The sequence below is a fragment of the Flavobacterium bomense genome (assembly GCF_003970355.1).
The window spans coordinates 127248-152181 of the sequence record NZ_RYDJ01000007.1; the positions used below are offsets into that span (position 1 = coordinate 127248).

At 35.0% G+C, this 24934-nt stretch carries 11 protein-coding genes; 6 read left to right on the forward strand and 5 right to left on the reverse strand.

What is annotated here, in order from left to right; genetic code table 11:
• Positions 1–10: 10 nt before the first annotated feature.
• The 3 genes from tamL to EKL98_RS08300 form a co-directional block, all read right to left on the reverse strand.
• Complete coding sequence (gene tamL / locus EKL98_RS08290; RefSeq protein ID WP_126562015.1) at positions 11–2305, reverse strand: translocation and assembly module lipoprotein TamL; 2295 nt, start codon at positions 2303–2305, stop codon at positions 11–13.
• A gap of 101 nt (positions 2306–2406) precedes the next feature.
• A complete protein-coding gene (locus EKL98_RS08295) occupies positions 2407–7377 on the reverse strand; it encodes a translocation/assembly module TamB domain-containing protein (RefSeq protein WP_126562016.1) in 4971 nt (1656 codons plus the stop codon).
• A gap of 340 nt (positions 7378–7717) precedes the next feature.
• Positions 7718–8527: an NIPSNAP family protein gene (locus EKL98_RS08300; RefSeq protein ID WP_126562017.1), complete on the reverse strand. Its 810-nt coding sequence runs from the start codon at positions 8525–8527 to the stop codon at positions 7718–7720.
• Between the two features lie 513 nt (positions 8528–9040).
• Between EKL98_RS08300 and EKL98_RS08305 the strand changes: the two genes are divergently transcribed.
• From EKL98_RS08305 to EKL98_RS08330, 6 genes are all read left to right on the forward strand, one after another.
• Positions 9041–10024 (forward strand): FecR family protein, encoded by a 984-nt coding sequence (locus EKL98_RS08305; protein WP_233589395.1) that lies wholly within the window; start codon positions 9041–9043, stop codon positions 10022–10024.
• Positions 10025–10034: 10 nt separating this feature from the next.
• Positions 10035–10622: a sigma-70 family RNA polymerase sigma factor gene (locus EKL98_RS08310; RefSeq protein ID WP_233589397.1), complete on the forward strand. Its 588-nt coding sequence runs from the start codon at positions 10035–10037 to the stop codon at positions 10620–10622.
• Positions 10623–10696: 74 nt separating this feature from the next.
• Positions 10697–14110 (forward strand): SusC/RagA family TonB-linked outer membrane protein, encoded by a 3414-nt coding sequence (locus EKL98_RS08315; protein WP_126562018.1) that lies wholly within the window; start codon positions 10697–10699, stop codon positions 14108–14110.
• An 11-nt stretch (positions 14111–14121) separates the two neighbouring features.
• The gene (locus tag EKL98_RS08320) at positions 14122–15786 is read left to right on the forward strand and encodes a RagB/SusD family nutrient uptake outer membrane protein (protein ID WP_126562023.1); all 1665 of its coding nucleotides are present in this window, start codon (positions 14122–14124) and stop codon (positions 15784–15786) included.
• Between the two features lie 58 nt (positions 15787–15844).
• Positions 15845–17107 carry a YdcF family protein gene (locus EKL98_RS08325; protein WP_126562019.1) on the forward strand — a complete coding sequence of 421 codons (1263 nt, stop codon included), beginning with the start codon at positions 15845–15847 and terminating at the stop codon, positions 17105–17107.
• A 9-nt stretch (positions 17108–17116) separates the two neighbouring features.
• The gene (locus tag EKL98_RS08330) at positions 17117–19198 is read left to right on the forward strand and encodes a glycoside hydrolase domain-containing protein (RefSeq protein WP_126562020.1); all 2082 of its coding nucleotides are present in this window, start codon (positions 17117–17119) and stop codon (positions 19196–19198) included.
• 106 nt (positions 19199–19304) lie between these two features.
• Here EKL98_RS08330 and EKL98_RS08335 read toward each other — a convergent pair whose 3' ends face one another.
• Positions 19305–22889 carry an AAA family ATPase gene (locus tag EKL98_RS08335; protein WP_126562021.1) on the reverse strand — a complete coding sequence of 1195 codons (3585 nt, stop codon included), beginning with the start codon at positions 22887–22889 and terminating at the stop codon, positions 19305–19307.
• Between the two features lie 176 nt (positions 22890–23065).
• Complete coding sequence (gene sbcD / locus EKL98_RS08340; RefSeq protein ID WP_126554293.1) at positions 23066–24298, reverse strand: exonuclease subunit SbcD; 1233 nt, start codon at positions 24296–24298, stop codon at positions 23066–23068.
• Positions 24299–24934 lie beyond the last annotated feature (636 nt).

Genomic DNA, 24934 nt, shown 5'->3' on the forward strand with positions numbered 1-24934 from the left:
CATTGTTTTTCTAAAAAGGATAACCAATTGCTAGATTGAAAACTAAATTTTCTTTTCTCCAGGCACTATTTCCCAGACTGATTTGATCTAAAACCCAGCGATCTCCATTTGGTAAATACGGTTTGCGTAACGGGAAAGCAAGATCTGTTCTCAGAATTAGAAAAGAGAAATCAAAGCGTAATCCGGCTCCAACTCCAACGGCCAGTTCATTCAGGAATTTTTTGGAAAATTTTGCTCCCGGTTTATCCGGATTTTCATTCAGTAACCAAATATTTCCGGCATCTAGAAACAAAGCTCCTTTTACCAGTCCATATATTTTAGTTCGGTATTCGGTATTAAACTCTAGTTTTAAATCACCGGATTGATCCGCTAAAAAAGTGCCGGTGTTAGCTGCAGCTCCATCAAAACTTCCAGGTCCCAAGGAACGGGCTCTAAAGGCTCGCAAACTATTGGTCCCACCAATGAAAAACTGCTTGATAAAAGGCATTTCATTTGAATTCCCATACGTAAATCCGGCTCCTGCAATGATTCTGCTGGCTAATTGAGACTCTTTTCCTAATTTCAAATAATGTCTGAAATCTTGCTCTATTTTGATAAATTGACTAAACGGAACATCAAATAATTTGATAGTATCTCCTTTTCGAATATTTGCTCCTGAAACTAATCCTGCTATATTTCCCACCAGATCAAGGCTAGCTTTGTAGTAAAAAGTGTTTTTCTTTCTCGTTTGTAAAGTATTAGTGTACGTATAGGAATAGGAAGGTCCAAATAGTAATTGCTTCTCAACCACTTTCTCCAGAGAAGGGTTGTTTGCAATTTGTTCATGGTACAAATTAGTTATGTTTTGCGGACTGGCGTATGTGATTTCGGTAACATTTAAAAGGTGTTCTTTTCGTTCGTTTTCTTTCCATAAATAACCAAAAGAACCTTTGAATGTTTGTAGGGAATATAAATTGGTTCTGTTTTGAAATTCATATCCCAATGTTGCTTTTGTCTTTGGAACAAAACCACTTGACGGGTTTAGCTTAAAAGGGGATACAAATCGGGGCCAAATTAAATTAGCTTCGGTACCAACTCTATACACATTGAAACCATTATTTTGTCCGGAAACTTGCACTTCTACACCCCCAAAAGCTGAGATTGTTAATAATTCAGCACCCCGGAACGCATTGCGATTGCTCCAGTTTAAATTGAGTTCGGTTCCGGTGTAATTAGCAGAATTTGTTTTGGCCAATAATTCCATCCGAAGCGATTTTTTAGGCAATGGCGTCAGGTAATAATAGGCATCTAAATAATTTCCGAGTGTATCAGAAACCTTAAACTGATTTTTCACAAATTTGAAAGTACCTAGGTTTACCAATCGGTTCAATGATAAATTATGGTCGGTACGGTTGTATAGATCCCCTTTTTTAAAATATAAAGCCCGATCAAAAATCCTTGGTTTGAATAAATTTTCTGGATCTATAATGGTTAAATCATTATATTTTGTAATGGTATCGATACTGATTTTTAAACTGTCAGAACTAATAGAATAGTTTGGATATACAATAATTTTATTAATTTTGTACGGGATTTCAGCTAGTTTAGGAGCTTCCTCTTTTATCTTTACAATAAGATCGACCTGATGATCTGCAACCGTTGAGTCTACTTGTACTTTTAAATAATCAGGATTAAAATAAAAGAATCCTTTTTCTTTTAGCCTGGAATCGATTCTGATTCTTTCTTCTTTGATGGTATTTAGGCTGTATCCTTCTTCTTTTTTTAACAAACTTCTACGTCTGGTATTGCGCACGGCACTTGAAATCACTGCGGAGTCTACAGGGAATTTGACGGCTCTGATTTTGTATTGTTTTGCGGGTTTTACAAGATATTCTGCAGTTGCTTTTTTTCCGTGTCGTGTTGAATCAGCCGCTGTTTTTGTATTGAAATAGCCATTGTTTTCTGTGAAATTTTGTAAAACGTTTTTGTTGTATTCTAAGTCTACCTGACTGTATAAAACAGGGGCTTCGCCTACTTTAGTTTTTAACCAGTAGCGCCATCCTTTTTCTTTCTTTGGCGTCCCAGCCAAGTTATAAATGTATAGCTTAGGCCTCAATCCTAAAATCGAGGAATTGGGTTTTGGTCTTACCACTTCTCCAAGAGCGGTTTTTAATGCTTTGTTTTCTTTTTTAGAGGTTTCTTTTCCTTCTACGGTTACTATAGCACCGGTATACAGCAGCTCTCCTTCGGGCAAAAAGCGAGTGTTGCTGCACGATGAAGCCAACATTGCAAAGAAAAGAAAAGATACTAAATGGTTATTGTTCATTAATTTTATTATTTATTAAAAAAAATTAAACCACTAAGAGATTAGGTTTTTATTAAGGAAAATCAATTGGTCTAATTTCTTAATGGTAAAAAAACTTTTATTTATTTTTTTTGCTTTGCTTTCTTCGCCTCACTTTTTGTAAATAATTCTTTGAATTTATTATAATCTAAAGTGATTATAAAGGCAATTCCAGTCTCGACGACTTCCCCTTGCAGCGCCACTTGGTATTTGTTTATGCGGTAGGCTCTCATTTTATACCTTCCATCTCTTGAGAGTTGATAATCTAAGGAAACATTGCCGGCAATATTATTGGTATTTTGATTGGCTTGCTGGGGCCCTTCAATCCCAAAGCTGCTGCCAACAGTAACTTTCAATCGGTCGTTCAGCAATTTTTTTGAAATGCCTACATTAAGATCTGTTTTGTTCTCGCGTTGCCCGGTAGTATAATCATCGGACGTATTCAGATCAAAATTCAGCTCTACTCCTTGAATTAAATTACCGGCGAGGTTATTCAGTTGTTGGGATAAAATTTTACTGGCACTTTCTCTGGCCAGTGAGGAAACGGTTGCTCCGCCGGATTGACTTGCAAATGGGTTTTCTCCAATAAAACGATTCAAGAGCAGTAAGGCAAAAACCTGTTTGTTCAGCTCATCAGGTTGCTGACGCAATTGGGTCAGTTTAGCCTGAGTGGTATTTATAATCTCTGTTGAAACACTATTGTTCCCCTCCGGCAAAACTATATCAAATGAAATAGTGGGTTTGAGCAAAGCACCATTCATTTTTAATGCGGTTTCAAAAGGGATTTTTTGTTTGTAGGTATTTCTCACTTCGGTGGTAACACTTCCTAATTGGTCATTTACTAAATCAATTGGAGCCGCTTCTGTTTTATAAATTGCAGTTATATTAATATCAGCAGTTGTGGGCTCTCCTGTCCATAGAATGTAGCTGCCTTTTTTGATGTCAAATTTCCTTTTGATGGCGTTAAAGTTCATTTCATAACTCCCTTCGGACAATTCATAGCGTCCGGTCAGCGTTGTTTTTCCTGAAGGATCAATTCCTCCGTTTAATTGCGCTTCGCCTTTTAATTTCAAGAAATCCCCGTTGGCTTTGTCAATTACCATTGATAATTCAGCTTCTTTGTTTACCTCAATGTTTACGGATGCGTTAACCCCTTTTATAGTGGATTCACTGCTGAATTCTTCCAGAACAATGGTCTCCATTAATTTTGGATTGTCTTGGTCAATAAATTCTACAATTCCTTCCCTATCAGCTATTGAAGGATCTGATTGGGGCAAAACAATAGTGAATTTAGTCTCTTTATTAATACGTATGGTTCCTTCGACAATAGGATTGTCTAAATTTCCTGTTATTTTTAAATGGTTGTCTAAGTACAGCTCTCCATAATACAAATCATTGTCTTTCGCTTTAGAATTGACCGCTTTGAAGTTATCCGCATCCAGGGCTAAATCGAACCCGAAATTACTAAAATTGGCACTGTCAATTTTTCCGTTGATGGCTAAATCATTGTCTCTCTCATCATTGATAATGAAATTGTCAAAAACAATAGCGTTTTCAGTAAAGATAATTTTATCATTTAACGACTTAAATTTAGAATTGAGCGGCGTGGCTTTGAAACCAATTTCATTGAATTGTAATTCTCCAATTACTTTGGGCTGGCTGGTATTCCCAGTGATTTTAAAATTCCCATTCAAAAAACCGGTGCTTTCAGTAATATTATTTAACGTAAAACCTTGAATGCTTTTTAAATTCAGCTTTTCAATATCCAGACTCATATCAAAACTACTGTTGTTTATTTTATAGTTTCCTTCTAATTTGACTTGGTTTCCCTGACCTGTAATAGCAACAACAGCATCGTATTGGTTTAAAATGGCATTATTTACTTTTATACTGATAGTTCCAATGGTATCTTTTTTGAAAGTAAAATTTTCAATATTTAAATCCGAAGTAAAAACGGGCGATGTAGTTGTGTTTTTCACCACTGCGTTTCCATTGATCTTACCACTCAGTTGTAAATCCTTTTTCTCCACAAAACTCGTAATCGTTTTAATGTCAAAATCTTTGAAATCAATAGTGATCGGCGCATTAGGAGTTTCAGAATGTGATTGAATGCGAATGGTGCTGCCGTTCTTGTTTAATTCGAAATTATCTGCGTAAATTCCTTTTTTGCCAAACCGAATCAAATTAGCATCCGCTATTGTCCAAGATTCATAATTCAGCAGTAGTTTAGCGGGGTCAAGACGAACTTCGTTATTTCCGTTTGCCGCTTTTAGTGTTCCGCTTATGCCATATCGTTCTGCGTCTTTTGCATCCTTCAGCTGTAAGGTGTAATCCAGGATATTTTGCGCTACTTTTCCTGTAATACTCGTATGTGGGAGCTGAATTTGTTTGTTTTGAATGTCGTCTATAATTAAGCTGTAAACAAGTGCATTTGCTTGTGTGTCTAGTTTGAAAATTACATTGGTTATCGTGTTTTCGCCATAAATTAATTTTGGAACAGCGCCATTAAGAACAATTGAGTCGTTGAGAGAGTTGTATCTTCCGCTGATGCTAATGGGTTCCAGACTTTTTATGCTAGGAATTAATTTTATTAAAAGAGGACTGTCCTTGATACCAATTTGAAAAGCAAATTGTTGCTTTCCTACCTCTGTTTTTTTAGCAGTAGGATTCTTGTCATAATATTTAGCAATCGAGTTTGTTAGTGCTGTAGCAACTTTAGACAGCGTGTATTTTCCTTTTATTTCTGCATTTGCAAGCGACGAACGCAGCAATAATGTATTCTTTTGAGCAGTAGATATTGCAACAAGAGTGATCGAGTCTATCTCAAATTGTTCTGTTGCATTAGTGATGCTTATGCGGTTTGCACTTACACTTCCGTTGAGATAATCTAAATTTGCGGATTGAATGTCAGCATCTACAACGCCTCTTATTTTTAGTGGTCCTGCATGGAGATTTAGTTTTTCTAAATCAGCAATATCCACATTCAGTTTTAATTTTCCGGTAGGATATTTGTCTCTAAAGCTTCCGTTACTCACTAAATCAAACGTTAAATTAGGATCTTTTGCGTAGGCAGTAGCATTGAAATTTCCGTTGCGAACGTTTCCTTTTAAGCTTAAATTTTGATAGGTGTATTTGTTGTAATTTGCTTTTAGAATGTTGCCATTCAAAGAGGCATTGGCTGTTTTTGGATCAAATCCAGTTCCTTTTAGGGTTGCTTTCAGAGTGATTTTTCCAATAGAATCATTTTTGATAAAGCGTCCCAAATCAAAATTTGTAAACTCGGTTTGAACATCATATTTCTCGTAATTTTTTCTGTTTTGATTCAACGCCGCTTTAATCTTGGCGGTACCAAAACTACTTGACAGATTCAGGTTCGTATTGAAATTAGCAATGGTTCCTTTAAACGTTCCTTTGGCATTGAACTGCGGAGGCAACTGGATCGAATTTGGGATTGTTCCTTTGGGTAAAAAACCAATAAAATCTTTGGATCCTGATTGTAAGTTTTTGATATTCAAGTCAAAATAGGCTTTATTTACATCTGGCAAACCTACTATGCTGCCGCTTGCTGCTACTTTTGTAGTACCAATGCCGCTAATCTCCATAGATGGGAATGTAATAGCACTCAATTTTCCGGTTATGTCACCGTTGATTAGCAAGATGGCATTGGGATTACTCTTAAATGGGTCTGCATTTGCTAAAGTTGGTACAAAGAGCAGCACATCTTTGATACCCAATTTGCTTTTTTTTAAGTAAGCAATCAGACCCAATTCTCCCGGAGTATCAGCCAAAGCGGCAAGAGATGGATATCCAATTCTGATTTCATTTCTCAATTCTGTCTGCGGTGTTTTTAAATACAGTTTTTTGAGAAACGCATTCTTTTTGCCATAGTAAAATTCTGCGTTGAAGGATTGGATATTCAAACCACTATGATCTTTAACGCTTAAGGAATTTACTACTCCGGATATGTTAGTTGAGCCGTAATTTATTGCATCAATTTGCAGGTTTAAGTTAGTAAGATGCAAATGGTTGTAATCCATGCCTTTGGCAACAGCCGCAACATTGTTGTTGTCATACCTAAAATCTACTCGCTTGATTTCCGTAGTCTTGATTTTGATTTGCCAGTTATTGCCTTCTTCCGAAGCAGAATTTTTTTTAGTTTTAGCGGGTTCTGATTTACCAAAAGCTAAAGCTCCTTTTAGACCCGATAATTCAATACTTTCAAGGAGTGCAAATTTGTTATTGATATCCAACCGGTCAATTTTAGCTACTAGTTTTTTCAAATAAAAAGCAGTAGATAACTTTGTTCCCTCACTTTGGTAATCAAAATCAATTTTTGCAAAATCAATTTCTCCTAGTTTTAATTTGAAAACGGGTTCCGGTGTATTTCCTGTGGGAACTTCTTTAGCAGCGGATTTCTGAACCAAACCTTGCTTTAATTTAAAGTGTAGTCCGTTGATTTTAGCCTTTGGAATTTCGAAATTCATTTGTTCTAAATCGAAAGTTTTAATTTTCGTTTCAAAGTGATTTAGATTGGTAGATAGATAATTTTTGGTAATCGCATCGGAATACGTTAACTGGATTCGGTCGAGCTTAATTTCGGATACAGAGAATTGCATGGGTGGCGAATCGCTCTTTTGTTCCTCTGGCGAGGCAAATGCATTCAGGATATAATCAAAATTAAAAACTGCTTTTGAATCCCGACTCAAATTAGTGGTGATGCCTTCGAGCTGAACGGAATTAATTTCGACTTTATTATTCATCAATTGAAAAAGACTAATATCTACAGCTAGTTTTTCTCCGGCAAAAAGGGTGTCTTTTTTTTGATCTTCAAAATAAACACCTTGCAGCATTATTTTTTTTGGAAGTCCAATTTCTATTCGATTAATAGTAACCTTAGTTTTGATTTTTCCTTCCAGATAGGTTACTGCTTTTTCTTTGACATAATTTTGAACAGACGGAGTTTGGATGGCCACAACCAAGACTAAGAACAATAGAAGTAGGAATCCTATTATCCAAAGGAAAATTTTTAAACTTTTCTTTAAATATTTTTTCAAAAGTGGTTTTATTTTGTGGATAAAAATAACCAATTTAAATCAGAATTGCAATTTCAAGTACAAATGGAATAAGTAAACAAAGGTCAAAATTTAAAAAAGGAAAGTTAGTATAAAATCAAAAAAATATTGCATTAAATTTTTGATATAAATTTAAGGCGCATTAACCGTTTTTAGGTCTTGTACCTGAGTTTTTATAGCCGTTTTCATAAAGGAAAGACCTCTGAACATTAAACCAAATTCCAACAGAAAATAAGAGAGGTATTTTATTTTTTTTTGGTTTCTATGTAGGATTAAAAGAAAACCACCTGTAGTTGGTTTTGCAAGATGTCTAGAAGCAAAACTAATAATCAGAATAATCAGTTGGATACAAAAAAGTGATGTCGATGTGGGAAATATTATTTTTATATTTTTCCATGGCAATTAGGGCTTTCCATTCCGGCGAATCTACAAAAGATTTCCAATGTGCTTCTCGGCTTGTTTGATCTGCGAAAGTAGTGAGGTACATAAGGTTTGGCATTTTGGGACCAGAGATCACTTCGCCATAAAAAACTGCATTAAATCCCAATCGATCAAAGAGTTTTATTTCTCCTCCTCCGTTAAACATGGCTACTTTGTTGGCGTAAATCGCTTCTGTGGCTGATTCATAGCTTCTCAATTCGTATACACGACTGGATCTTGTGCTGTTCAAAGCGGGTTTTGTCAGGAAAGGATGGTCTGAAAAAGCCTGTAACAAAACGGATTCTATTCTTAAGTATGAAGGTTCATTGTAAACCGCATTCAAATAGGCTGCTCCGGCAGTTATGTAGGTTTTGTCTTTAGCTAGTTTTTCGTCAAGTGCAAGGAATTGTTCCAAAGTGGAAAACGGAATCAGTACCACAATTTTTTTTAAGGTATCTGTGGCGTTTGGTTTTAACTTGAACACCCCAATATTTTTGATTCCTAGTTTTTTTAATCCCGGCAAATAAGCTTCTTTTAGGTACTTGTCAGTTGTTTGTTCTTGTTGTTCTGTCTTGAAAATATAGGTTTTGAGTTGATACAATTCCCTAGGTTTTTGAACAGGTGTTGGTACAATCGTTTGCGCGGGTACCGGTTTAAAACTGGTATTAGTAAATACGATCAGCAGTGTGAAAAACAGGTTGGTTAATTTCATTTCATTTTTTTTGGTGGTAGGCTAGCCTGAATAATTTTTATAAAAGTAACCATTATTGTCCGATAAAAAAAGAAGTTAAATGAATGTCTTGCTGTTAAAACCCTATTTATTATGTTGTTCCGTTTTATGAAATGGAAGTATTTTTTAATGTATCTAATTAGTACGTAAGTCCCTTATTTACTATTTTTCACGCTAATAAGACTTGGCTTTTCCAGTGGTGAAAATTCATTGTCCCAGTTGCAATACTATAGGCTTTTTTCAATGGGAAATATCTTTTCGTTGTTTCTTTTGAAAGTATTAATCATGGATCTTTTTTTATAAATGAAGGTTATTGCTTTTTTTTTGATATCTCTTTTAGTACTGTGACTTTGCGTGTTCTCTCAAGCTCAGCTATTCGAAGCTGATTTAAACCGGACGATTAACAATTCATTAACGATATCGTGTCGATTTGATGGTATTGAAAACTAGGGGTATTTCTCTTATTTTGACTCCTATTAGTAAAGAGAATTTTTTATGTTGAATGTTAGTCAGAAAGAAAAAAAATGTGTGCGGTATCTTACCAACGAAATGTCTATAGCAGAGCGATCTGTGTTTGAAATTGAGCTTTCTTTAGATGATGATCTCCTTGCAGTTTTTGAAAATTTTCAAACCATTTGGATGAATTATCCCAATAGTGAAGTGCCTATACGAACTATTTCTTTTGAGGAAATCATCACTAAATATAATAAACCAGAAAAGATAAAATCCGGAAAAATTTCTATCAAAAAGAAGGCTGTTTATTTTATGGCTTTTCTTATGGTTTTTTGTCTGGGTTTTTATTTTATAGGAATGACTCCTTCCGGGTATACCAATCATAAAATTGCCCTTAAAGGGCAGCGGCTAACTTTTAAGTTACCGGATAGCAGCACCGTTATTTTAAATTCAGGCAGTGAAGTTAAATATTCCAGTGATTTCAGTACACAAAGAGCCATCTGGTTGCAAGGGGAAGCTTTCTTTAAAGTTACGAAGAATACTAATTCTCCTTTTATTGTACATACAAATGGTTTTGATGTGAAAGTTTTAGGAACAGAATTTAATGTCAGTAGCAATGCCATTGATCAAACTGTTTCTTTGGCAAAAGGAAAAGTAAACGTATTGCTTAAAGAAAGTAAGGATGAAATTAACCTATTGCCAAATGAAGAATTAGTTTGGAATTCTAAAACCAAGTTAGTGATCAAAAGAAATTTTGATGTGAATAAGGTTTCTGCCTGGAAGGACAATATACTTATATTGGATGATGAAAAATTCGAAGATGCACTCCCGAAAATCAATCAATTCTATGGCGTAAACTTTATCATTAAGGATGCTGATGCTGCCATTGCAAATCAGCATATAAAAGGGGCTTTTAAAAACCTAACCATTGATGAATTTATAACGTCTCTGGAGTTTATTTCAGGGGTAAGCATCACAAAAACTATTCAAAACAACATCGAGATATCCAAGTACCATGAAAATTAATGCAACAAAAATGGCTAGTAGTGATTGCTTTTCAGACGATTATTTATTTAAGCAAATTCAGAACGGTCAATACGAGGCGATGGAACTTTTCTTTAAAAGGTATTACACGCCTTTATGTCGTTTTGGAATGAGTTATGAATCGAACTCGTGCCTTGTTGAAGAAAAAGTGGCTGATATTTTTATTCAGTTGTGGACCAATAGAAATATTCTTGATACAATTAAAAACCCTAAATCTTACATCTATGTAATTGTGAAAAATAGTTTAAAAAAAATACGAAAATCAGAGCCATTTCACCAACAAATCGAAGAAACAAAAACTATAAACTCTATATTTTCGCCCAGTAGGGAGCAGGAGATTATTGAAAATGAACAAAAAGAAATGAAAACTAATTTGATACGTGAAATATTAGATATTATTCCTAAAAAATCACGTCAGGCATTTGAACTCAGTAGAATCGATGGATTAAAATACAAAGAAATTGCGGAAATTCAAAACGTCACTCCTAAAACGGTTGAAAATCATATCGCTATTGCTCTAAAGTATATTAGTAGGGCTTTAGAATCCTATAAAAAAAGAGGTTTGCTGAACTCCATTTAATAATTAGTAGAAAACCAGCTATTTTAAGATCAGTTTTGGTTTGTAAAAAATAACAATAAATAATCACAGGTAAAATGAAACAAAAAATTATTCTAACGGTATCCTTATTGCTTCTGTTTGGTAATGGAATATCTTATTCAAAGACTTCAAATACAAGTGCTATTGAAGAGATTGCAGTCAAAAAAGAGAAAATCAATTTAAATCTAAAAGACGTTTCCATAAAGCAAACCTTTACTCTTATAGAACGACAAATAAACAATAGGTTTATTTATATGTCAGACCAAAATTTTCTTCAAAAGAAAATTTCAATTACGATAAATAACCAAGATTTAAATCAAGTCTTAGCGGTTTTGAAAACCAAGGCAAATATTGATTTTAAAGTCACAAAAAATGGAGTTCTGGTAAAAGAGCTTATTGATATTACTCCAAAAAGTATTCCGAAAAGTATTCCGAAAAAGAATCAGCAAAATCGAAAAATTACAGGTTTGGTTTTAGACGAATCTAATTTGCCAATACCCGGAGCTTCTGTTTTTGTATCAGGGACTTCTATTGCTACAACAACTGATTTTGACGGAAAATTTACGATTAGTGTTCCAGCAAATACAAAAGTCTTGTCTATAAGTTATGTAGGATTTGAAACGAAAGAAATCAATATAGAAAATAAGACTGAAATTAAAGTAATGCTTTCGGAATCGGCTTCTCAATTAAACGAAGTTGTTGTTATGGGGTATGGTACAGAACAAAGACGAAATGTTACCGGTTCAGTATCGTCTGTAAAAATGAAAGAGATTGTATCACAGCCTAAAGCGAATGTAACTGAAATGCTGGAAGGCCGTTTGCCGGGTGTTCAAATCATGAGTGACAATAGCCCAGGCGGAGGCTCTTCTATTCGGGTACGCGGGTTTAGCACTATTAACAATAATGATCCGTTGGTAATTATTGATGGGGTTCCTGCTTCCAATGGTTTAAATGGAATCAATCCATCCGACATAGAAACGCTTCAAGTATTAAAAGATGCTGCCTCGTCTTCTATTTATGGCTCTCGTGCGGCTAATGGAGTTGTCGTTATAACCACCAAAAAGGGAGGTAAAACTGGAAAAACTGAAATGCAATTTGATGGGTATTCCGGTGTTCAATCGGTATTTAATTTGCCTACTATGTTGAATGCGCAACAGTATGGAGACTTGCTTTGGCAAGCAACTAAAAATGACGGGAAAGTTCCATCAAGCGGGATCTATGGTAGTAATCCTAATTCGCCTACAATACCGGCATTTCTCAATGCTGCCAATACGATTCCAAGTGGTGATGTGAAATGGATTAATGAAATCATGCGACCTGCAGCAGTTCATTCCTATAATTTATCATTGTCAAAAGGAGATGAAAAAAGTCAACACGCTTTTACACTTGGTTATTTTAATCAGGAAGGAATTATAAAGCATACTGGTTTTGAGCGTTTTTCGGCACGATTTAATTCTAGTTATAAAGTAAAAGACTTTCTGACTATTGGCGAAAATTTTACGGCTTCTTATTCGGAGCAAGTTGCAACAGGAACGAATAGCTCTTTGGGAAGTATTGTTTACAATGCCTTACAGTTTCCTTCTATTGTTCCGGTGTATGATATTAACGGAAATTTTGCGGGTAACCCAATCAATGATATTCCGAATCCATTGGGCAGTTTAACGCGGGCCAAAGAAAACAAACAAAAGCGAATTCAGGCTTTAGGAAATGTGTTTGCCAGTGTGAAAATTAGTGATTTTACATTTAAAACTTCTTTGGGACTGGACTTTCAAAATTATAATTTCAGGAATTTTTCACCTGTTTTTAATGAGATTCTTTCACAAAATGTTAAAAATGCTTTAACTACAAGCAATAGTTTTAATTATCAACTTACGATATCCAATACTTTAAATTACCAAAAACAATTTGGTCAACACAATCTGGATGTGCTTTTAGGACAAGAAGCGATTAAATATTATTACGAGGGTTTTGGTGCTTCTCGTCAAAATTTCCTTTATGAAGATCCCAATTTCAGATATTTAAGTTATGGCACTGAAAATCAATTAAATATGGGAACTGCAAATGAATGGGCTTTGAACTCCTATTTTGGTAGAGTGAATTATAATTTCAATCAAAAATATATAGTTAGTGCCACAGTTAGAAGAGATGGGACTTCTAGATTAGCCAATAATAATTGGGGTACCTTTCCTGCAATTTCTGGTGGATGGAGATTAGACAAGGAAGAATTTTTTGATTTTGGAAACACATTTACTTCGTTTTTACTTCGTGCGAGTTGGGGACAAACCGGCAATCAAGAATTACCGTCCTATTCTACGGTGGATAGTTATTCTAACAATAATAATTATTCTGATTATGCCATCGGAGGGCAAAATGTGATTGCAACAGGATTGACACAAACGAGAGTTTCGAATGCGAATTTATCTTGGGAAACTACAACTCAAAAAACAATTGGATTGGATCTTGGTTTTTTTAATAATAAATTAAATGTAACGGCAGAATATTACAACAAAGAGACTAATGATATTCTCGTTTATAATGTAATTCCTTTAACTTATGGAGGTACAAATGACGGACAATGGATTAATGATGGGCAAATGAAAAACCACGGTTTTGAATTGGATTTAAATTATGCCGATAAAATTAGTAATTTCTCCTATGATCTTGCTTTGAATTTGACGGGATACAAAAATGAATTGACCACTTTGAACAGTGTTGCCTATTTGGGAATTCCTAGTTCTTCCCTGCATACAGTAAATTTTGGTCAGGAAATATCCAGAAGTGCCGTTGGGCAACCTATTGGATCTTTTTATGGATTTGTTTCCGAAGGCTTATTTCGCAGTCAACAAGAAGTTGCCGATTATGGGATGCAGCCCAATGCACAAGCAGGAGATCTTAAATTTAAAGATGTAAATGGTGATGGAGTAATTAACAATAATGACAGAGCTTTTATTGGTTCTCCCCATCCGGATATCATGTTGGGTTTTAATATCAATTTGAAATACAAACAGTTTGATTTAGGAATGTTTTTTAACGGAAGTTTTGGAAATGACATATATAATCTGACAAAATACAAAACTAATTTCTTTAATCAGGCTGCTTATAATAAAGACAGTGCATTATTAGGCGCCTGGACGATTGACAATCCTAATTCTTCTATTCCAAGATTGTCTTTAGATGACAGAAATAACAACATTCGACCTTCTTCGTATTATGTAGAGGATGGTTCGTATTTTAAACTAAACAATTTACAAATGGGTTATACTTTTGCTCCAGAAGTTCTAGCCGGAATGAAATTGCGTTTGTATGGTCAGGCGAGTAATGTATTTACAATTACCAAATATAGCGGTTTGACACCACAAATTGGGCTGCAAAGTTATTCTTCAAGCAACCGAAATCTTGATATAGGTATCGATAGAGGAATTTATCCCACTTCAAGAACATTTACTTTTGGCTGTAATTTAAACTTTTAAATTTAAAAATGATGCGAATAAAAAACACAATAAAAATAGTAGCTTTTCTGGCTTTAGGACTTCAAATGAGTTCTTGTTCTGATACATTTTTAGAAGAAGTTACATACGGTGAAGTTGATCCTTCCGAAATGACGAAGCCGGCTAATGTAGAACGCGCCATTATATCCGCGTACAGCGTTTTAAACGGACAAATTGACGGAGCCTCAAATGCCCTTAATTCACCCAGTTCGAATTGGAGTTTTGGAGATGTCACTTCGGACGACAGTTACAAAGGCGGTGGTGGAACTGGAGATCAGAACAATATTCACCAAATGGAGATTTACAATGAAAACTCGACCACGTTGGATATAGAACGTAAATGGGTGGCACTGTACGAAGGGGTGAAAAGGGCAAATGAAGCCATGCGATTGTTAAATGCTTCTCCTGATTTTGAAGCCAGTTTGAAAGTTAAACGAATGGCAGAATTGCGATTCTTAAGAGGACATTTTTATTTTGAGTTAAAAAAAATATACAATCGTATCCCGTATATTGATGAAACGGCAGCTACAGTGGCTGATTACGCTAAATCCAATACGACTTTCAGCTCAGCGGAATTGTGGACTAAAATCGAAACCGATTTTCAATTGGCCTATGCCGATCTACCCGTTACACAAACAGAGTTAGGGCGACCAACCAAGATCGCAGCTAAATCTTATTTGGCTAAATGTTATGTTTTCCAAAACAAATGGCAATTAGCCTATGATGCTACGACTGAAATAATGAGTAGTAATTATGGTTTATTGGCTGATTTTCAACAACTCTTTTTGCCGGAAAATGATAATAATAAGGAAATTATTTTTGCGATACAGCATTCTGTAAAAGATGGTCAACCTAGTTCGTATAACGGGAGTATTGGAGATCGCTTATCAGCACCCGGAGGTCCATTTTATTCCCAATATGGTTTTCACCGTCCTACTCAGAATCTTGTGAATGCTTTTAAAACGGACGCTTCTGGTTTACCTTTAGAAAATAACATCAACATTGTATCTAGTGATAATGTAGATCCACGTATCGATATCACAATAGGCCGTCCAGGAATTCCTTATAAGGACTTGGGTGTTTTATACCAAGACAGCTGGGCAAGAGATTTAGCAACTTACGGGGCATTTGCTCCTAAAAAGCGAATTGTTTCTGCTAAATCTGCTTTTCATGTTACTGTTTGGCCGTATGTAAATGCTTTGAATTATTACATTCTTCGATATGCAGAGGTTGTTTTATGGAGAGCAGAAGCCACTATTGAAATTGGAAAAATAGATGATGCGCGAATTTTAGTGAATCAAATTCGGAATCGTGCTGCTACCTCTACTTATGTAAAGACTTTAGACGGAAGCGCAAACGCAGCAAACTACAATATTAAATCTTATAACGCTATTTGGACTGATAAAATTACCGCAAGAGCTGCAGTACATTTAGAAACCCGTTTAGAATTGGCAATGGAAGGCCACCGTTTTTTTAATTTAGTTCGATGGGGAGAAGCAGATACTGTCCTTAATGCTTATTTGAAAGTTGAAAAAACAAGAAGAACGCATTTGACTAATGCGATCTTTACCAAAGGGAAAAACGAATATTTCCCAATTCCACAGCGGTATATTGATGCACTGCCAATAGGCACAGTAACTCAGAATAACGGTTTTTAAAAATAAATTTAAGTAAATTGGGCAATCGACCAGGTTGCCCAATTTTTTATACAAAAAGATGAGAAAAATAATTTATTTAGTACTAGCGTTTGTAACTATTTCAGGCTATTGCCAAAAAGCGAAAGGATTTGAATTGGGGTATGTTTCGTCTATTTCAGGTTCGGTGATTCAGGACAAGAATTTTTATTTATTGACTGCCATTCAAAACGATAAAGCCGTCAGTCAATTACTAGAAAACAATGTTGTTTTGAAAACAATTTTTAAGAAACAGCAACAAGCGATTGGTTCTAAACTAAAGTCTTGCAAAGACAGTCTTTCCTGCTTGATTACAGATTATCTGTTTAAAGAAAAAGACATCCTAAGTATTGATGAGGAACTTCTAATTTTGATGAAAGACGAAAAGGCACTGCAAGATTTTGTAAAAAATAATTTGCGTCCTTCTGGGAAATACGAGAATTTTAAAAACAGTACAGATACCGAATTATTACTAAAAGCATGGCAAGTTTGTACCGTAGGAATGAACCGCATTATGAAAGTTTATGGCCTTGGGGAAGCCCCGCAATATGCTAAAATGGATTCAGTTTCCTATGATGTACAGTCTGAATTTTATAAAGGATCGGTCTTTATGTGGTCAGATTTTCTTCATAATAAGAAGCCGAAAGAGAATGCCCTGTTTTTTCAGGAAAGCTTAGATTTTAGCTTAGCACTCATGTATATGAACCATCGGGATGAGGTGGAACGCTACGAACCCTTGGAGGAAAAGGAGAACAAGAAAGCAATCGCTCATATAAAACAAATCAATTTCGATGCTTTTGATTATGCTTCTGTTCTAATTTTAGGTAACGGGCCGGAAAATTATCAAGACCGATTGTCTGCCATTGGAAAATTAAATTTGCAATTAGGAGTATTGGAATATGAAGCTAAGAAAGCCCCACTAATCATTGTTTCTGGAGGTCATGCCCATCCTTTTAGAGCGACTTATTGTGAGGCGATCGAAATGAAAAAAGAACTGATGAATGTGCATCATATTCCTGAAGAAAATATTCTAATTGATCCTTTTGCCCGGCATACCACAACTAATTTGCGTAATGCAACCAGGTTAATGATTGCATATCAAATGCCGCTTGACAAAAAAAGCATCGTCGTTACAAATAGTAGCCATAGTAATTATGTAGGAAATGCAAATTTTAATGCGCGTTGTATGGAAGAATTGGGTTATTTGCCTGCAGTTATTTTAAAAAGACTAAATTCGACTGCGATAGAATTTCTACCCAATGTGGAATCTTTGCATCAAAATCCAATTGATCCCTTAGATCCGTAAATGTATACCATGAAAAAAATACTCGTTCTAGGATTAGCAATCGTTACAGTAGCTTGCCAGCCTTTAAGAAATAATAGCGCTAATTTAGCCTCATCGACATTAGAAAAAGTAAATGTCTTTTTGGGTAGTTCTGGAGATCATGGACAAATGTCTCCATCTGCTTCTTCTCCCTTCAATATGATGAGTATTGGCCCGCAAACTTATCCTCATATTCATTCGGGTTATGAGCATTTGGCAAAAGAATTTCTCGGATTTACCCACAGCCGTTTAGAAGGAGTCGGGTGTCTGGGAAGTGGAGGGAATCTTTTGATTAAACCTATTTTAGATGGAGATGACAAAACGGAATTACTCAAAAAACAGGAATCAGCTTCTCCGGGTATTTATAAAGTAACTTTTGAGAATGGGATTCAGGCCCAAATGAGTGTAAAACAAAATTTCGGACTCCATCAATATGAATTTCCTAGAAAAGGAGCAGGGCTGCATATTGATTTATCCCATGCATTTGTAAATCGATTTGTTGCCGAAGCGCATGAAATTGGAACCAAAAGTATCAGTGGTTGGATAGATACTCAAACCACTTGTGATAAGGGAATATATCGTATTTATTATGTGTTGGAATTCTCTAATTTGGTAACAATTATAAAAACAGCTGACCATCAGTATCGTATTACTGCACCCGAAGATGCCACGGAAATGGGAGTCCGTGTTGGTTTTTCCTCTGTAAGTACGGCTTTCGCCAAAGCAAAAATAGAAGTAATTTCCCTGAAAGAATTGGCTTCACAAACTGCGACAGTTTGGGAGCATCATTTGAACAGAATAGAAGTTGATGGTGAAAAAGATAGGGTAGCTTTATTCTATTCCCTTTTATACCGCGGATTACAAGCACCGTTTTTAGTTTCGGAAACCAATAGTACTTACAAAGCCATTGATGGATCCATTCAAAAATCTACGAGTCCAATCTACAGCGGTTGGGCTATTTGGGATAATTATCGCGAGCAATTGCCTATGCTTTCACTGGCCTATCCAGAACGTTTTGGACCTATTGTAAATTCTATTGCAAATTTGTATCCGTATGGGAAGAATAATTGGGCTACAAAATACGAATCTTCCCCTACAGTACGAACGGAACATGCGATTGTTGTTTTATTGGACGGCTACAAAAAAGGATATCCTGTAAATTTTAATGCTATTAAAGATTCCTTAATCGCCGAAGTGGACCGTTTGGAATATAATGCACCTGATAAGGCTTTGGAATCCTCGTATGACAGTTGGGCGCTTTCTGAAATCCTGAAAATCACCAACGATTCTGTTTTGAGTGCCAAGTATTTGAATAAAGCGTTAGAATATAAGCACTATTGGGAAAAAGATTTCGCTGATTTATCCCAGAAAGATATCGATAAAATGCCTTCTCGCGGAATGTATCAGGGCACTGTTTGGCAGTATCGCTGGTTCGTTCCTTTTGATGTATCAGGTCTCAAAAAATTAACGGGCGGAGAAACTCCCTTTTTAAACCAATTGGACCAGTTTTTTGCGGAGGACAATTACAACCATGCGAATCAGCCGGATTTACAAGTTCCGGGACTGTATAATGCGAGTTCCCAACCCTGGAAATCACAAAAACTGTTTCGGAATATTATGTTGGATACTGTAGTTCAGGCTTATTTTAATGACAATAGCAAGGGAATTGATTCCTATATTGGGAGGATTTATAAAAACGAACCCCAAGCCTATGTCCGCACTATGGATGATGATGCCGGTACGATGTCCTCTTGGTTTGTAATGCGAAGTATAGGTCTGTCTCCGGCAAATATTGGCAGCCCCATTTATTATTTGACAGCTCCAATCTTTGAGTCCGTAAAATTAAATTGGGAAAATGGAAAATCATTTCACATACAAGTGTCTAATTATAATAAAGAGTACTTTTATGTTCAATCAGCTCAATTAAACGGCCAGCCAATATACAGAAATTGGTTGACACAAGAGGAGATTAGCAAAGGAGGAACTCTGATCCTTGAAACTGCTGCTGTACCAAATAAAAAGTGGGGAATCGAGAATCAGTGGATTTCAAAAACAACAGAAGCAGAGGATTAATTAAAAGAATGCGAATTGGCAGTATTTTAAATCGTTTTATTTTGTCGCAAAAACACGAGATATTTGCGACAAAATGGTACTTTATACTGGTGCTAATTCATCGTTGTTAATCCACAATTTCAATAGTACTAAACTCACTCGTATATTTTTTTACTTGAATTTGAGTGGTAATTCTTTTTTTCAATTCTTCCACATGTGAGATGATCCCAATTTGGCGGTCGTCATTTTGGCGAAGCAACTCGAGCGTGTCTAATGCATTATTCAAGTTTTCGGGATCGAGTGAACCAAAACCTTCATCAATAAAAAGGGAACGGATTTTAGTATTCTTACTCGCAAGGTCGGATAATCCTAACGCTAACGATAAACTTACCAAAAAAGTTTCACCACCAGAAAGCGAATTAATATTGCGAATTTCACCAAAAAAATTATTGTCTTTTATTTGCAATTCCATTTCATCTGAGGTGTCATCTTTAAAAAGTTCATATCTGTTGAACATGGTTTCTAAATGCTTATTGGCGTGTTGCACCAATAAGGAAAGGGTGAAATCTTGAGCGAATTTTTTAAAAGCCTTGCCATCAGAAGAACCTACCGTTTTATTTAATAAATCCCATTTCTGGAATACATTGTTTTTTGTTTTGATTACATCAATTATCAGCTGATTTTCCTCTTTTATTTTATTGTCATTATTAATTTGTTCCTTTAATTGTCCAATTTCTTGATTTATTTTTGTTTTTTCTTGCTCTGAAGCCACTTTTTGGAGATTTAAATCTTCTACTAATTTAGCCGTTAAAGGATTGGAATTGAGTTCCTCTTGTTTGAGTAAATTAGCATTCAATGCTCCTTCAATTTGTTGTTTTTTAGTCTCAAAAGTTTGTTTTTGTATAATCAACAAAGCACTGTTTTCTAAGTTTAATGCTTCTTGTAATTGGACACTGTTTTCGAAACCATTTTCAGTCAGCTTATCATTCAATTGGGCTGTAGCCAAACGAAATACATCATCTAGTTCTGATTTTTCGGCAACCAATTGCCCTACATCAACGTGTTTGTTTTTGATGGAAGCCAAGGTGATTTCCTTTTTACCTTTCCATTTGGTTACCGAATCTTGTTCCGTTTTACCTTTTATTTGCAAACGGGATTCTTCCTCTTGTGGCGAATTCAATTCAAAATTGGCCGTTTGATTTCTAAATTCATTCTCTAGCAAACCTTTTTTAGTGTTAAGCGCTTCATCTTCTTTTATATACTTTGAAACGCTCTCTTCTAAACTGGTATTTTTTGTTGAAAACGCCGTTATGGCATTGTTTACGGTTACAATTTCAGTCTGATTGGCTTTTAAAATTTCATTACCGGCATTCAGTTTTCTTAAATTGTCCCCTAGTTTCTTGCCGATTTCAGAAACGGCTGCGATGTCATTTTCTTCTAAATTCTCATCAAATGAATAGAATATCTTTTTTATAAAAGCGAAATTTTCGGCTATGTTAACTTCCTTTTCGTCTATTTGTTTTTTGGCAGTTTGATAGGCAGTATCGGACAAATGAATTTCATTTAAATGGCTGGTTTTATTGGAATACAATTTATTAACACGGTCATAAGCTGCATTCAATTCCGATAGTTTATTAATCCGGGCTTGAACAAAGTCAAATTCAGCTTCCAAATTGAGAATTGCAGCTTCAATATCCTCCATTTTCAACTCTTTTTCAACTTGTAAAACGTATTTTAATTTAGCAATAGCTTCCTGCATTTCAGCAATAGTTGCATTCGTGTTTATGATTTGTTGACTGGAACTTGCCACTTTTTTTACAGCTTCTTCCTTTTCATTTTCCTTTAATTTAATTTCGTAATCTAGATCTTTGATTTCATCGTCAATATCATTTTTAGAAAATATTTCAGGTAAATTCATGGCATAAGGGTGCTCTTTAGAACCGCATAACGGACAATCTTCGTCCTCTTTTAAATTGTGTCGGTGTTCCTCAAAACTCGCCAATAACTGTTTTAAGTTTTTATTTTCATGTAAGATCCCCAGCGATTTTTTTTTGTCAAAAATTGCTGTTTCTAAAGTTTCCCTGGATAAATTAGCGGTAATTAATTCGGCAGAATTTAGTCTTAATTGATCATTTTGACTTTCTAATTTTGGAAAATACTCTAATAATTTCTTCCAGTTTTCTAAATCGGTTTTTGTATTGTCTTTTAGTTTCGATAAATTTTCTAAGGTATCTGAATCCTTTTTTTGTAATTCTAATAAATCAACTTCCGATTTTAATGTAGTGTTTTCGTGTCTTGTATTTTGCAATAACTTTTCTATCCCAATATTTTTTGTATCATAATCAGAAATCTGTTTTTGTAAACTTTCAATATTAAACGATTCAATTTCTTTTTGAGATTTTTCAATATCCTGCCGTTTTAAAATCACAGCTCCCTTCTCTGTTTCCCATGAGCCATATTTTTCATGTTGTACAATGGTTTTTTGGTTCTGTTCAATTGCAGAATCTAAGATTGATTTTTTGGATGTTTGAGCCTTCAAATCTTCTAGGTTTGAATCGAAATTGCTTTTTGCTGTTACTAAATCTTTAGCATTTTGTTTTAGGGTTTCATTATTATTTGCAATCGCTCCAAAAGTTGTTTTGGCACTTTCAATTAATGGTTTTTTAAGTAATTGCTCTTTTTGAGTTTCTTCTAGTTTTTTGATTGCAGATTCTAATTCGGGTGCAATGGTAGCCAAATTTTTATTTAGACTTTCAATTTCATCAGTCGTTCTTTGCGTGTTTACGGTATTTTTAGTGCACTCCTTTTCACTGTTTTGAAAAGCTAGCCAATCTTTTTCAATTAGTGTTGCTTTGCTGTAATGCTCTAATTTTTGATATAATTCGATATTATCTAAAAAATGTTGCTTCACCAATTCAAGCGAATTTTTATGCTGATTGATTTCTGTTTTCGTGTTTTCAACAGCCGACAACCAAGCAATTTCCGCCAGAATTCGGGTTAATTTCGGTTCTATTTCCTTAATCGTATTTTCTTTTTCTTCAAATGAAACGGCAATAGCATTTAATTCTTCTTCATTTAAAATATTTCCGTTTATGGTGGTTCTTAGGTTATTAATTTCAGTTTCAAAGGCTTTTGTATGCTCAAAAACCTTCTTCGAGATTTCTTCATAAATTTGTGTTCCCGTTATTTTGCTCAACATTTCGGCACGTTCATCCGGTTTTGCTTTTAAGAATGCCGAAAAATTATTTTGAGCCAATAAAATGGATTTGGTAAATTGCTCGTATTTTAGCCCAATAATTTCTTCTATCATTGGATTGACGTTTGATACTTTTTCGGCAATTAACCGAAATTCACCATTCTCTTTTCTAGACAATTTTCTGTCATCCGTCGCATTTATTTTGTTATTTTTATTGAATGAAGCTGCCCATCTGGCCAAATAAACGATGTCATTTACTTCGAATGTAACCTCTGCATAAGCTTCTTTTTGATTGCTGGTGATTATTTCAGAACTCGGTTTGTCATTACCATATCGATTTATTTTACCGTATAACGCCAAAGTAATTGCATCCAAAATGGTCGATTTTCCAGCACCAGTTTGACCGGTAATAGCGTACAAACCCGCATGGGCTAAAATTCCATCGGTAAAATTAATTTCGGGTTGAACCCCTTTCAAAGACTGTATGTTGTTGATGTTTATTTTTAAAATTTTCATACTAAGATAATATTTGCTTTTTAAAGGAATATGGTATCGCCATTCTTCATTCCTGTTTGTGATTTGGAATCATAGCGATTTCATAAGAAGATGCTATTTTTTTATTGAAATCGGACAGAATTCTGTAATGCTTCGCCGGTGGGTTATCGCTTGGGTCAAAAAATGTTTTTGAAAACCTAATGTGTGTTATTAATTTCATTCAATATCTGCATAAACAACGGCATTATTCCGGCAATACTTTCTTCATTCATTCCTTTCTTTTCGCATCTTATAGTAAAGATTTTTGGGATATTATCCAAAGGATTATTATCGGTACCGGCAATATATTCTTCTCTTATTGATTGATTATTAATTGAGGTATACTTAGTAGTTCGGTTCAAAATTTCTATTTTTCTATCAATACATAAATCATTTATCTCGTTATTAAAGTCAATAAAATTGACAGCTTCAGTAATTATGATTTCTGCCCAAGTTGGCAATACTTGTGACGGTTTATGTAATTTTATTTTTTCAATAATTTCATCAGCCTTTCCTTCAAATCGTATCACACTCCTTTGCAAAGGTATGGACAGAGATTCATGGGCTATTTTATTATCGGCAATCGTCAAAACAGTTATTTCTTTAAGATCATTGCGTTCGTTAAAACTGAGTGGAATAGGGGAACCGGCATATTTTGCAATCACATTATCCGGATGTTGGACCATCTGAGGTTTGTGAATGTGCCCCATGGCAATATAATCATATCCGGCTGAAAATACACTCGATGGGATTTGTCCGAGTGTGCCCACTAAAGAATGCATTCTTTTTTCGGCGGGTTCACTTAGAATACAGCCGGTTACATACAAATGCGCCGTGCCAATAACGGGTACACCTGGATAATTCGTTTTTGCCTGTTTCAACAAATTATCGTAGTGCTTTTTTACTTCCGATGTAAATAAACCATGGGCTTCATTGACGGTTTCGCCCTCGATAATTTTACGAATATCACCATCACGAAGGTAAGGCACTGCGGCAATAACGGCTGCGGCATTTGTTGTTCCGCGTTTGTAAACTGGGATTAATTCTCCCACATTGTTCAGATCTCCACCGACAATACTTACATTTAAAATTTTGAAAATATCTTTATAAGAATTTAATCGAGACGCCGAATCATGATTCCCACCAATAATGATGACCTGTACATTTAAGTTATAAGCCTCCAATAAAAAATAATGGTATTTATTTATAGCTTCTACCGAAGGACTCGAAACATCAAAAACATCACCTGCAATAATAATGGCATCAATAGCCTGCGTTTGTATGGTTTTTAACAACCACTCTATAAAATATTGGTGTTCCTCTATTCTTGATTTTTGCAAAAAGGTTTGTCCAAGATGCCAATCGGCGGTGTGTATTATTTTTAACGACATGAATTTTTTGTTAATGAGATTGTTTTACTAGTTTTAGAAGATGCTACTGACTAAATAATGATGCAATTTCAGTTTTTTTATTGACTTTCCACTACTATCCCTAACGCGAAGATTTGGAAACCAGAATATTTTGTTGTTTTGCCGCAAGTAATTGTAGCTTGTATGTGTTATAGTAAAGCAAAGCAAAGCAAAGAGCTGTTCAGTCATTATATATGGTATAGTATAAAATCGTTTACTGTGTTGCGATTTTTTGTTAGGATAGTGTATGGTGGCGTTAATTTTCAGTAAATGAAAAAGAAGGAAGCGCATAAAAAGTGTAATAAAGCGTGATTTGGATAGGTTTCAAAAAAGGGAATGGAGATTAAAGCTTTGTGAGGATAGATAAAAAGGTGATTTAGGATTGAAACGGATTAAAAGGGGAGTTAAGAATTAGGATTATTTAAAAAACTTTGATCTTCAAAAAACGAGATATCAGCTAGTTAAAGACAAAGTTAAGAAAAGGATAAAAAAAAGGGATTAAAAAGCTTGTAAAAGCGAATAAAGGGTGTAGTTTTGCACGCGCAAACAAGTTTACCGAACACCAATTAGAATATAATTATAGTGAGGTAATGGTTTAGAAGTTCTTTAAAATACTGG

What these genes read in the sequence shown, in the direction of transcription:
- tamL (WP_126562015.1), bottom strand. Translation starts at nt 2,305, where the DNA reads ATGAACAATAACCATTTAGTATCTTTTCTTTTCTTTGCAATGTTGGCT.
- EKL98_RS08310 (WP_233589397.1), top strand. Translation starts at nt 10,035, where the DNA reads ATGGCTAGTAGTGATTGCTTTTCAGACGATTATTTATTTAAGCAAATT.
- EKL98_RS08320 (WP_126562023.1), top strand. Translation starts at nt 14,122, where the DNA reads ATGCGAATAAAAAACACAATAAAAATAGTAGCTTTTCTGGCTTTAGGA.
- sbcD (WP_126554293.1), bottom strand. Translation starts at nt 24,298, where the DNA reads ATGTCGTTAAAAATAATACACACCGCCGATTGGCATCTTGGACAAACC.
- EKL98_RS08325 (WP_126562019.1), top strand. Translation starts at nt 15,845, where the DNA reads ATGAGAAAAATAATTTATTTAGTACTAGCGTTTGTAACTATTTCAGGC.
- EKL98_RS08335 (WP_126562021.1), bottom strand. Translation starts at nt 22,889, where the DNA reads ATGAAAATTTTAAAAATAAACATCAACAACATACAGTCTTTGAAAGGG.
- EKL98_RS08315 (WP_126562018.1), top strand. Translation starts at nt 10,697, where the DNA reads ATGAAACAAAAAATTATTCTAACGGTATCCTTATTGCTTCTGTTTGGT.
- EKL98_RS08300 (WP_126562017.1), bottom strand. Translation starts at nt 8,527, where the DNA reads ATGAAATTAACCAACCTGTTTTTCACACTGCTGATCGTATTTACTAAT.
- EKL98_RS08330 (WP_126562020.1), top strand. Translation starts at nt 17,117, where the DNA reads ATGAAAAAAATACTCGTTCTAGGATTAGCAATCGTTACAGTAGCTTGC.
- EKL98_RS08305 (WP_233589395.1), top strand. Translation starts at nt 9,041, where the DNA reads ATGTTGAATGTTAGTCAGAAAGAAAAAAAATGTGTGCGGTATCTTACC.